The organism is Flagellimonas pacifica, from assembly GCF_900215465.1.
Taxonomy (GTDB): Bacteria; Bacteroidota; Bacteroidia; order Flavobacteriales; family Flavobacteriaceae; genus Flagellimonas; species Flagellimonas pacifica.
The window spans coordinates 34,127-46,007 of the sequence record NZ_OBEH01000005.1 but is presented as its reverse complement, the minus strand read 5'-3'; the positions used below and the strand labels follow the sequence as shown (position 1 = coordinate 46,007).

Annotated in this window: 10 protein-coding genes; 4 read left to right on the top strand and 6 right to left on the bottom strand. The window is 37.8% G+C overall.

What is annotated here, in order from left to right; genetic code table 11:
* Positions 1 to 75: 75 nt before the first annotated feature.
* Together CRO15_RS15070 and CRO15_RS15065 are read right to left on the bottom strand one after the other, a co-directional pair.
* Positions 76 to 2,361 (bottom strand): nSTAND3 domain-containing NTPase, encoded by a 2,286-nt coding sequence (locus CRO15_RS15070; RefSeq protein WP_097046689.1) that lies wholly within the window; start codon positions 2,359 to 2,361, stop codon positions 76 to 78.
* A gap of 14 nt (positions 2,362 to 2,375) precedes the next feature.
* Positions 2,376 to 3,062 carry a recombinase family protein gene (locus tag CRO15_RS15065; protein WP_097046688.1) on the bottom strand — a complete coding sequence of 229 codons (687 nt, stop codon included), beginning with the start codon at positions 3,060 to 3,062 and terminating at the stop codon, positions 2,376 to 2,378.
* 222 nt (positions 3,063 to 3,284) lie between these two features.
* Here CRO15_RS15065 and CRO15_RS15060 point away from each other — a divergent pair, with 222 nt between their 5' ends.
* The 3 genes from CRO15_RS15060 to CRO15_RS15050 all read left to right on the top strand — a co-directional run bounded on the left by CRO15_RS15060 (position 3,285) and on the right by CRO15_RS15050 (position 5,824).
* Positions 3,285 to 4,376, top strand: coding sequence for a Fic family protein (locus CRO15_RS15060; RefSeq protein ID WP_097046687.1), 1,092 nt, complete (start codon positions 3,285 to 3,287; stop codon positions 4,374 to 4,376).
* Between the two features lie 507 nt (positions 4,377 to 4,883).
* Positions 4,884 to 5,162, top strand: a complete 279-nt coding sequence (locus CRO15_RS15055; RefSeq protein ID WP_097046686.1) for a hypothetical protein — start codon at positions 4,884 to 4,886, stop codon at positions 5,160 to 5,162.
* Positions 5,162 to 5,824, top strand: coding sequence for an ATP-binding cassette domain-containing protein (locus CRO15_RS15050; protein WP_097046685.1), 663 nt, complete (start codon positions 5,162 to 5,164; stop codon positions 5,822 to 5,824). The genes CRO15_RS15055 and CRO15_RS15050 overlap by 1 nt, the downstream gene beginning before the upstream one ends.
* A 139-nt stretch (positions 5,825 to 5,963) precedes the next feature.
* Here the strand turns inward: CRO15_RS15050 and CRO15_RS15045 are convergent, their stop codons facing one another.
* The gene (locus tag CRO15_RS15045) at positions 5,964 to 7,220 is read right to left on the bottom strand and encodes a site-specific integrase (protein ID WP_097046684.1); all 1,257 of its coding nucleotides are present in this window, start codon (positions 7,218 to 7,220) and stop codon (positions 5,964 to 5,966) included.
* Positions 7,221 to 7,654: 434 nt separating this feature from the next.
* Here CRO15_RS15045 and CRO15_RS15040 point away from each other — a divergent pair, with 434 nt between their 5' ends.
* Positions 7,655 to 8,866, top strand: a complete 1,212-nt coding sequence (locus tag CRO15_RS15040) for a site-specific integrase (RefSeq protein WP_097046683.1) — start codon at positions 7,655 to 7,657, stop codon at positions 8,864 to 8,866.
* 147 nt (positions 8,867 to 9,013) lie between these two features.
* Here the strand turns inward: CRO15_RS15040 and CRO15_RS15035 are convergent, their stop codons facing one another.
* The 3 genes from CRO15_RS15035 to CRO15_RS15025 all read right to left on the bottom strand — a co-directional run bounded on the left by CRO15_RS15035 (position 9,014) and on the right by CRO15_RS15025 (position 11,702).
* On the bottom strand, positions 9,014 to 10,063 hold the full coding sequence (locus CRO15_RS15035; RefSeq protein ID WP_207763917.1) for an IS5 family transposase: 1,050 nt from the start codon (positions 10,061 to 10,063) through the stop codon (positions 9,014 to 9,016).
* A gap of 366 nt (positions 10,064 to 10,429) precedes the next feature.
* Positions 10,430 to 11,011 (bottom strand): LOG family protein, encoded by a 582-nt coding sequence (locus CRO15_RS15030; RefSeq protein ID WP_097046681.1) that lies wholly within the window; start codon positions 11,009 to 11,011, stop codon positions 10,430 to 10,432.
* Positions 11,012 to 11,165: 154 nt separating this feature from the next.
* Entirely contained in the window at positions 11,166 to 11,702 is a 537-nt protein-coding gene (locus CRO15_RS15025) for a DinB family protein (protein WP_165769968.1), read from the bottom strand.
* Positions 11,703 to 11,881 lie beyond the last annotated feature (179 nt).

Genomic DNA, 11,881 nt, shown 5'->3' with positions numbered 1-11,881 from the left:
CAGTGTTTCGATTCCACTATGTCGAGAAATCTACAAATTGGCAATCAACTTTAAGGATAGCTAAAAACAAAATGTTTACCCTCGTTCAAAAATTGCATCGATATCATCTTGATATTCCGAATTATCATAGAACCCGCCAATCCCATCATCAAAATCAGGTTGATAGTTTTCCAAAAAGTTTGTAGCCATACCATCCAAATCCATATTTGATACAATACTAGAAGAATTGAATTCAATTCTTTCTAGAACCGATTCATTAAATCTGTTCAAAATCGCATCAAGACTTTCGTATACCTCCGATTCTAAGCCCGAAATATCAACATCGAAATCGGCGTAGCCATCCGGATAATGATATTGGCTGATATACCTTGAAAAATCAATATTTAAATCATCATTATTGACAAAATCTTGTAAGTAGTTTTCAATCTGATTCTTGGCTTGGGACATAATATGTTCATCATTGATTTCAAATGAATCTATAAACTCAAGTAAATCTATTAAGACCTCTTCGTCTAATGGATTTTCAATAAAGTTGTATAAAAAATCATAGTTTTCAATTTTTATCCTGGGTTCAAATTCAGATAGAATAATTAAAAGTTCTGACAAATTATTTCCAAAGGGTTCCACGGAATTAACAAGAACATTTAGAAATTGATTAATTCTTTCATTAACGTTTTCGTTGAATAAATCAATGTAAGTGAGTAGGATTAAAAAGTCCCAGTTTTCTCCTGTCATTTTATTGTCAAAAAAATAATCAAATAACTCCTTTTGAACAGTTTTTGAGCATTTGTAATTAACTTTTTGAAATGTGGTAAGGGTTTTAAAGTAGCTAATGGAAATTTCAGTATTCAAAGATTTCAAAATGTTTGAAATTAACTCGTTCTCACTAGAATACGCACTTAATACAAAATCAGTAATTGAAGGATTAAAGAGGGTATATTGATATTTATTCTCGTCAACAAGATTACGATTCAACAATGATTTGGTAGCTAATTTTCTGATCGCTTCGAAACTCTTATCAGAGTGGTCTCCCAAATTTACTGGGTGAATTTTGAGGAATTTGTTATAAGAACTCCTTAGCACATCTTCAGATATTGTTCCCTTATTAAAAACGGTAAGAAACGTTAGAGCCCTAACACAATCATCTGTTTGATTTTGAAAGTAATCCGCCCAGATTCCCTCAGGTTCTTCTAGATTCTTTTGAATATAACTCCAATATTTATCAGGTGCTATATTACCAACTCTTCTTATATCTGTAACAAATTCAATAATTCTAGGATTAAAGTTTCTGTGCTTGATAATCTCTTTATACCGTTTATGTTGATATATTCTGTCAATATACTCCTTGTCTAAATTTGAATGATAGATATGATTATATAAAATTTTGGCCTTATCAATTTCAGTTAAGTTCTCAACTTTAAGTAAAAATTCATTTTCACGAATTTTCCCATTCTGAAATCTGTGACTAAGGCTGTAAGCTTTGTTTAGAATACTAGTTCTAGAAGTTAGGATGAACTTTTTTGAGTCGTCCTTTATTATCCGATTTATGAATTTTACAATATGAGAATCCCTTTTGTTATTAATTGCATCATACAAGTTACTGCCTAAAAAGTCGTCACAATAAAACAGAATTTTTCGTTCTTCTTTTTCTCGAAATAAGCTTTCAGCCTCACTTATATTCTCTTCTATATCGCAAAATTCATAACCTTTAGCTGTATAGATCAAGGCTAAATTATTGGCAAGTGTTGTTTTTCCAATTCCTGGTTCACCAGTCATTATGACCACATTATTTTCCTCTAACATCTTTAACCCCTTTCTGTGATGTTCTGTAACAGCATACTTGTAAGTGTTTTCTTCTATGTCAAGAATTGTGCTTTCACTTCTTCCTTTAATGGCATTATTATATATAATATCAAGGACGGAAGCACTAGTAATCCACAGTTTAATGTTCTGCTCAACTATTTCTTGATTTTCTTTCTTTGATAAGAAATTAATCAAATCTTCTTTTCCGTAGATATCATCTTCTCGAATAATATGGGGATAGAATATTTTATATATCTCTTTCTTATTTAACCGTGAGAGCTTTTGGGAGGTAATAAATATATATTTTGAAGGTTTAAGCTTATTTACTTTTTCTACTTCCTCCGACTTCAATTTTGCAATTAACTTTCTGTAAGGAGTTTCTAGATAGTGTTTACATTGAATTATCCCCTCGTTATTACCAATCCAGAATCTACCATCAACACCGCCATCTCTACCTGCTTTAAATGTCTCTATTCTTTTCTTTGAAATCTTGCCTATAATTGATGCTCCCAAGACTTCAAATTCACGATCATTAAGCTTGGAAAAATCAAACTCCATCTTGTACTTATTGGTTATAAATTATTTTCTAAAATGCTTTTTGCCCTTCTATGTTTAGTGCAAAATGAAGAATCAATAGCTTGGTGTTTGTCCCAAAACAAGGCCTCACATTCTTTACAAGTTCTTCTCCCTTGAAGAGCCAAATATTTATATAGGGTTCGTTTTGAGCCCACTTCAATCAATTTCATGATTTCTTCAACGCTTAACTTGTTCTCACGATAATACTTTTCAGCCAGAATGGCCTTATGCTGTGCCTTTTTACTGAGACCGGGTTGACGTCCCAAACGAACACCCCTTCTCCTTGAACTTTCGAGACCAGCTCGTGTTCTTTCTATTATTATATCTCTCTCGAGTTGGGCAATGGAGGCAAAAAGATTGAAAACGAATTTTCCATGTGGCGAACATGTATCGATAAAGTTCTCTTGGATGCTTTTAAAGTGGATACCCCTACTTTCAAAATCCTCAATTAACTTAACCAAATGAGAAAGACTTCTTGCAATCCGATCCATCTTCCAAACCACAACGGTGTCACCCTCTCGAAGTTTGGAAAGCAACTCATCAAGACCCTTTCGTTCACTTTTGGCCCCGGATGAAATATCGGCGTAAATATTTTTGGCATCGATACCCTCTTTCAAAAAGGCATCGACCTGTAAATCGTGTTTTTGGGATTTTGTGCTCACCCTTGCATAACCAAACGTCATTTTGTGTTATTAAAACGTATACAAGGTAAACTTTAAAAGTGTACGGTTAAAGTAAACTTGTTAGGACTAATGAACAGATTTGGAAATGAAAGTTTACAAAAACGGTCCTTTAATTTTGTATGGCTATTATAGAAAGCTGTTATCTTATGTTGAGTTAAATAAAATCCACAATCAACTCATATTTTTGTTATTTTTGAGCTGAATAAGAATTATAATCGGCTCATGCGATACAATTGGCAACAAAAAGATTGGCCTAATTTTCAATATCAAACTACAGATATTGAAGATAACCTCTTTGATTTTGCCCAAAGAACCGGACGAATCAGTGGTGTTTTAGAGGGACTTTCCGAAACTGAGCAAACCGAGGCCATGATAAATCTAATGGTTTCCGAAGCTATAAAAACCTCAGAAATCGAAGGGGAGTACCTGAGCAGGAATGATGTAATGTCCTCAATCAAAAGAAATTTGGGCATACAGCCCTATCTCCCTTTAACAAATGATGAGCGAGCTGAAGGTGTGGCGGAATTAATGCTGGCGGTTCGCAATGACTTTTTAAAACCACTGACAAGTAAAATGCTGTTTGATTGGCATACCATGCTGATGAGGGGCAATACCCAAATTCAAATAGGACAATGGCGTTCGCATGAAGAACCTATGCAAATTGTATCGGGAGGTATTGGGCGAGAGATAGTACATTTTGAAGCTCCACCATCGAGTAAAGTGCCATCGGAAATAAATGGGTTTGTTAAATGGTTCAATAAATCCCAAACAATTACAAAGAAACCTATTCTAAGAGCTGCTGTTGCTCATCTCTATTTTGAAAGCATTCACCCGTTTGAAGATGGCAATGGAAGAATAGGTCGAGCTGTAGCAGAAAAAGCACTTTCACAAAGTATCGGTCGTCCTGTTCTGTTCAGTCTTTCTAAATCAATAGAAAGCAATAAGAACAATTATTATGATGCTTTGAAAACTGCTCAACGCTCCAATGATATCACGGATTGGATAAATTATTTTGTCCAGACTGTTCTTGATGCCCAAATTGATGCAGAGAAAGAAATTGAATTCACCTTAAAGAAAACGAAGTTTTTTGACCAACATAAAAATGAACTGAATGACCGTCAACAAAAAGTGGTTCGTAGAATGTTGGAAGAGGGCCATCAAGGTTTTGAAGGTGGAATGAATGCCCGAAAATATGTATCACTCACAAAAATATCCAAAGCCACGGCCACAAGAGATTTACAAGATTTAGTTCAGAAGCGTATTTTTAAGCCTGTTGGTGGAGGTCGAAGTACTCGATATGAAATAGATCTATAACATTAAATGAAATTTTAATTTCGTTTAATTCAAGATGTGTCATTGTCATGACAATCTTGCTTTTTCTCCCGAAGGTCGCAAAAGGAAATTAAACATTAGGAGGTCACTTAGAAACCAGAAATGAAAAAGCGAGTGAAACAAAGTTTCACGCTGCAAGCCCCAAGTCTTACCAGGGATTAATACTACTGAGCGAGGTAAAGTGAAACTTATGGATGAATGAAGGGTTTGCGCCAAACTTTTTCAGTTTTTATAAGGGATTCAGTGGGTTTTGCGCCAAACTTTTAAGATTTACATAGTTATAATCGCACTTCTAAACTCCTTTGAAATAAGAGTTTGAAGGAAAAATGTGTTGTCGTAGCGTCGCTTTAGCGCGCTACCCTCTTGCTATCCCCATTTTTCCGCTACGCTCCTAAAATTAGGGGTAGCTAAAATTGGGTTAAATTCGTCCTTAGGAGCAAACCTATACCATATTTTTGATAATACTGGCAAGACCATAAATTATAAAATTTGGAAGTATATTTTAATTATTACAAGTACGTATTAATCTATAACCTTACTTTTTCTACTGCCATAGCCCTTGTACTAGGGCCATTGTTGGGAGCGTTAGTTTTTGCCACTTTGGGCCTGGCTTTGGGCATAATCATATATAATATCATTCATAAAAACCAGTACTACTTTTTCTATAATTTGGGTATTACCAAAAGAAAGTTGATGCTCAAGGCATTGCTTATCAATCCCTTTGTCTCACTGCTGGTTTGTGCTGTGTTCTATTTTATGTTTAGTTGATGGCTGAATTGAAAGTTGAAAATTTATCAAAAAGTTTTGGGGACAATCAAGTCCTTGATGATATTGGTATTGGTTGCAGAACAAATGAAATAGTGGGCGTTTTTGGTCGTAATGGGACAGGCAAATCAACCATGCTCAAATGTATTTATGGAACTCTCAAAGCTGACTCCATTAATCTGGAAATAGATGGCATCAAAACAAACCCTGCGGAGGTAATACCAAGTTGTAGGATAGGGTACCTTCCACAGGAAAGCTTTCTTCCAAAAAATATAAAGGTCAATAAGGTAATCCCCATGTTTTTTCCTGACAGTGGATGTCAAGATAATGTATTTTATGCCCCTGGAATTCATGGAATTCAAAATAAAAGCATCAAGGATTTGTCTTTGGGGGAACTCCGTTATTTTGAATTGGTATTGGTTTCTTTCCTAGATCACGACTTTCTTTTTTTGGATGAGCCATTTTCAATGATCGACCCTCTTTACAAGGACCTTATACGGGATTTTCTTATCGACTTGAAAAAGGAAAAAGGGATTATCCTTACGGACCACTACTATAGGGATGTTTTGGCCGTGGCCGATAAGAAGATACTGATTAAAGATTCAAAAACATTTGATATTAAAAATGAGGATGATTTGGTGAGCCAAGGGTACTTGAAAAGTTAAATTCGTTACCTGCGCTCTATGTTGTTGACCAAGTAAGTTGCGCCCTATCGTGTTTTTACTTCACGCTTATCTTTCCGAACGCTGCAAAAACCCGACAGGATCCATGCGCAAAAGTTAAGGGTAAGGCTTTGGGACTTGACTACGTTTTAGATGGAGTTTCGTTCTCTGGTTTTTGGCTCTCTTGTTCTTTTAACCGTTCCTTTAGTAAATCCATTTCATTGGCAATTTTACTATCGAGAACTTTGGCGTAAATCTGAGTAGTCTTTAAGGAACTGTGCCCAAGCATCTTGCTCACTGAAGCAATGGATACACCGTTGGACAAAGTGACCGTTGTGGCAAAGGTATGTCTGGCCAAGTGGGTTGTTAGGTTTTTATGGATGCCACAGACATCTGCGATCTCTTTTAAGTACGCATTGGATTTTTGATTGGTCAGCACGGGTAAAACCCCTTTACCATCCAATACATAAGGATGTTCACTATATTTTTCAATAATTGCTTCCGCAGGTGGGAGTAGGGGAATGCTGCTTATGGCCTTGGTTTTCTTTCTTGCCATTTTTATCCATCTATCTCCGTTGACACCGATTATAATATCACCTTGTTTCAATAGTTTCACATCGGAATACGCCAAACCTGTATAGCAACAGAAAACAAAAATATCCCGTACCAAATCGAGACGTGGTAAAAAGGATTTTTTATTTTTCAATGTATCTAGCTCAGCTTGGGTCAGATATTGTTTCTCTTTGGTTTTCCAAGTGGCTTTCCAATGAAAGAAAGGGTCTCTGTTTATCCATTGGTTGGCATAGGCAATCCGAATGATTTTCTTAAAGTTGACAATATACTTGATGGCGGTATTGTGGTCACAGTTCTTTTTGGATTTCAAAAAGAATTCCAATCCTGTGATAAACTTATGGTCTACCTTTTTCACAGGAAGGTCGTTCCGATGGTAAGCATGTTTTATATAATCAGATACATGTTTTTTGGCCGCATTGTATCGTTGCAATGTTCCTTTGGTAAAACCTTTCCCGATCAGGCTTTCCATTTCATCATTGTGGTTCTGGAAGATTTCCAATACCATCCATTCCTTGCCTTCCTTTCCCAGATAGATGTTCTTGATTATGGAAGCGGAAATATCCTGATCTTGCCTTAACAGGGCATCATGGATTTCAAAACACCGATTTTTGACAGTGTCCAAAAATCGATTGAACTTAGACACTTCCATACTTGTGCCTCTTAGTCGTCCACCATGGGAATCCCATCTTTGTTCCTCGACACGACGCCCTAAACTGAGTTCCGCACGTTTTCCATTGAAAGTTATTCTGGCGTATACCGTAACCTTTCCGTCAGTATCGGTATCGGATTTTTTAGGGTAAAAAAGGATACTTATTTTTCCAGACATTGGTGAGTATTTTAAAAACTCACCGGAAGGTAGTAAAATCAAATGTTAAAATTTCTTCGTAAAGATTTCTTTAACAGTCAATTACAGCGATGGCGGTGAGTCTTTCAAAGGGGTGTTTTAACGCACCGAATTACGCACCTTTTTTATGGTTTTATATGGTATTTTTTGATATCAAAAAAAATAAAAAAGCCCGTAAATACTTGATTTACAGGCTTTTTGCGAATTCTTCAACGAATTCTAGCGGTCTGGACGGGACTCGAACCCGCGACCCCCTGCGTGACAGTCACAAATTATTGGTTTTCAAATGGTTGCATTTGATTTCTTTTGTTTTGAAAATCAGTATTTTATGATTTTTCGCTTTTCTTTTAGCTTCCTTGAGACTACATTTAAGTACCCATTTGTTGTACCTATGTTGTACCCAAAACCAGAAAAGTATGTCTTCAATCAAAGTCGTTTTAAGAAAAAAAGCATTATCCAATGGCTCATTTCCTATCTTTTTAAGGGTCACCAAAAACCGTAGAACCAAATATTATCGCACTCCTTTGAATACCAATTTGGATGAATGGAACGAAGATACAGGTTCTTTCAATGGAAAGAATGCGAATTATATCCAAAAGAATAGAGTGCTTCTGAAAATAAAAGATAGAGCCTTAAAAACCTATTATGATCTAGAGCTTGAAAAAGAAGATTTTACTCTTGACGATTTCGATAAACACTTTCGAGTAGATACCAATCCAGCTTCTCAAGATGTATTCCGGTTTTGGGAGGAGATTATACAGGAAATGCGAGACGCTGGCAGAATGGGTAACGCTAAGCTTTATCACGATGCTTCTAACTCAATCAAACGGTTCATTGGTTTTAAAAGTCTCCGTTTTTCAGAGATTGATGCTACCTTTTTAAATAAGTACGATGCTTTTCTGCGTTCAAGGGGAGGAACGGATGGTGGAATTGGTGTCAAAATGAGAACCATACGAGCCATGTATAACAAAGCCATGGAACGGAATATCTTCAAGGTAGAAAAGCATCCCTTCCATGTTTATAAAATATCAAGACTAAAAGGGAAAGGTATTAAGAGAGCCTTAAATTTGAAACAGATTAATAAGATTCACAATCTTGATTTGACCAAATACCCTCACCTAGTCAATCACAGGAATTATTTTATGTTCAGCTTCTACTCTAGGGGGATGAACTTTGCAGATATGATTGATTTGAAATGGAGCGACATTCATGGAGAGCGAATTAGATATATCCGCAATAAAACGAAACGTCCATTTTCTGTAAAAATCAATCCACCCTTAAGGGCTATTTTAGATTATTATCGAGAACGCTCCCTGGGGACAAAGTATATATTTCCGATACTCCTTTATAACGACCTAACGCCGCTACAATTGGACCATCGAAAAAAGAAAACCCTTGCCCAGTATAACAAGGGTTTAAAAGAAATTGCTAAGCTCTGTGGTATCAATCAAGCCTTAAGTTCCTACGTGGCCAGACACAGTTATGCTAATTGCCTTAAACAAAAAGGAGTGGCTACTGACATTATTGGAGAATCGCTTGGGCATGCCGATATAAAGATTACCCAAGTATACCTTAAAGAATTGGGTAATGAAATTGTAGATGATGCTGTAGAAGTGCTTTTTAACTAGAAGAGACCTTTGCAAAATTGTATGAGTTTTTGATTTTCTCTTTTTCGTTCTTTTTTTATGGGCTTGGACTTCGATTTTCGCCCTTCTCCCGCTTTTTTTCTTGGTTCTTTCGCTTTTACAATGGCGTTTCGGCTCCCTTTTTTCCGATTATCCCGCCATTTGGCGCACCAATCCCGGGGAACGTTTCAGATTATGGGCGATGGCCTCCAAGACGTGCATGCCGTGTACCTTGTCCAGACCCTGGAGCCTTGTCGCACCGCTGCCGAACCATCGCTTCAGGCTGCCAAAGGTGCGCTCGACCACCCACCGGGTCTTCGATATGGCCTTGTTGTACCTTGTCTGCCACTTGGTCAGCGGGGTGTTCCGGTATCCCTTGTGCATGATGCGGGACCTGCTCCCGTTCTCCCTTAGCATTTCGTCGTTGGCCCTGCTCTTGTAGCCCTTGTCGGCCATGACCTCTTTCCGTTGTGTCCTTGGGATTTTCTTTATCAATGGTTCCAGTCCCTTGCTGTCGTGTTCGTTGGCCGGCACCGTGTGCACCCCCAGTACCATGCCGTTGTCGTCGGTGGCCATGTGCTTCTTGTAACCGTATACGCTCTTACCGCCCTTCTTCACCCAGCGTGCCTGGTTGTCGGCACCTGGCTGCTCTTCTTTCTTTTCCATATGGTAGGTGTCCTCCTTTTCAAGTTCACCGTCCCCCCTTTCATCCTCCTGCCTGTCGACCGCCATCTCATAGGTGGTCGCCCCCTTGGGGCTGAACGGGCTCTCGGTCAGCGAGGCGTCCACCTTGGCCGAACCGTTGCGGACGATAAGCCTGTGGGACGAGAGCTGGGCGTTCACCTTTTTCAGTATCCGGTCATAGGCCTTCTTGGCCACAAGATCGCTGCGGAAACGGCTGAGCGTGCTGTGGTCGGGAACGGCGTCCTCGAGCGAAAGCCCCAGAAAGCGCATCACCGATAGGTTCTCGTTGGCCATCTCCTCCACCTGTACGTCGGATAGCCCGTACCACACCGAGACCAACTGCATCTTGAAGAGCAGCAGGGGGCCGTAGGCCTTGGTGCCACGCTCTTTCTGCCCTTTTTTATAGACCCTCTTGAGCTCTTTTTCGATAGGGGCCCAGTCGATAAGGGCATCCAACTGCCTGAAAAACCTGTTCTTGGCGGTGCGCCGCTCCACGTGTCCGTCGAAGAATCCCATCTGTACCTTTTTTGTGTTCTTGTACCGTTCCATTCAATATAAAGGTACGATCATAGGGCGAACGTGTCAAGATCTAACAAAAAAAATCTCCTTTTAGTGCAAAGGTCTCTAGAACTGAAATTTCATGGGGCCGAAAAAGGTTCGTTTTATGACACTACAACGTTTCGTGTATGTTTAGTGCGGAAATAGAAAGTCAATAGACTTTCAGTTTAGCACGAGGCAAAACATTTTGTTTGCCTTTATCTTGTTTTAATCAAAAGTCAAATCAAAATGATTTGACGGACTTAGTAAAAACACACAAAACTTTGAATTAAACACTAAAACCCGCATTAATTATACACATTGTTGTGCGGTCGTATTTTGTTTTCAAGTTGTTTCTTTCGTAATCCATTTCCCAGTTGTTGGAGCTTGGTAAGTTTTCATTTTATTAATTAACTCATCAATATCATTACTAATTAAAACCATTTTTCTGTTTACCTCTTTTAAAAGTCCTTTAGTAACCATATCATCTAAAAAGGAGATTAGGTTGTCGTAAAATCCATTAACATTCAAAATTCCAATTGGTTTTTTATGAAGCCCTAATTGTCCCCAAGTCAGCATTTCAAAAAGTTCTTCTATTGTACCAAAACCTCCAGGTAAGGCAATAACTCCATCGCAAAGGTCATTCATCATAGTTTTTCTTTTGTGCATAGAATCAACGACAATTAATTCTGTTAATCCATTATGAGCAATTTCTTTTGATTTAAGAAAACTTGGTAAGACTCCTATTACTTTTCCTGAGTTTTCCAGTGTTCCATTTGCTACAGCACCCATAAGTCCAACATTTGCTCCACCATAGATTAATTCAATATTTTCAAGAGCTAATTTTTTTCCAAGTTCTTTAGCTTGAGATTCAAATTCACTATCGGTTCCGAAACTTGAACCGCAAAAGACTGTAATTTTATTCATTTAATTTTCGTTTTTTTTATATGACGCACAACGCTCCGGCTATGATTCGTGGTGGCGTTGGAAATCGTTAGATTTCCAGCCGTGGCAAAGGTTTATAAGTTTCAAGTTAACGAATTGCAGCTATAAATTATAGCCCGTGTTGTACACCGTACTTTTATTTTCTATTCCACCACCCATTTTGTTTTCGGATATAAATTATTTGTCCAGTGTGGTAGGCATTATGAGACACCATGGTCAAAATGTCAAAAGCTTCTTCGGATAATTGCTCTTCACTTGCATTTTCAGCCCATTTTTGGAATTCCATTTGGACGCTATCCAATTTATTGGTGACCTTTTGCCAATCTTTCTGGTTATAAATCAAAAAAGTCGAGTCGTTATCTATATCAAAATCCGAAAAGTCCTCTCCTTTCAACGTTCTTAGATATATATCATTCCAAAAAGTCAAATGAGAGACAATTCCTCCAATTGAGTTATTTTCCGTACTGTCCTTCCAGTTCACTTGTTCTGGGGTTAGTCCATTTATCGCAATTTTGGTAGGTACGTACCAATTTTCCTCGGTATGCGAATATTTCAACTGTTCATTTAGTAGAGTCCTCAACTCAGATGAATTCTTATTTTCCGATTCATTCTTTTTTTCCGAACAACTTAAAAAGAACATTAAAATTCCTAAAATCACCAGATTTCGTTTCATTTTTAGCATTTTTTGGCATGGTGTACAACGGCAGTCTGTCTCAAAACCACCTTTGATTTTGAATAAATTTACACAATTTGGGATATAAGGGATATTTGCCTGTAAGAAGGTTGGATTTTCATAAATGCGGATATATGGGCCAAGAACTCATCTTTCGACCTTTTAACGGTGATAAGGAG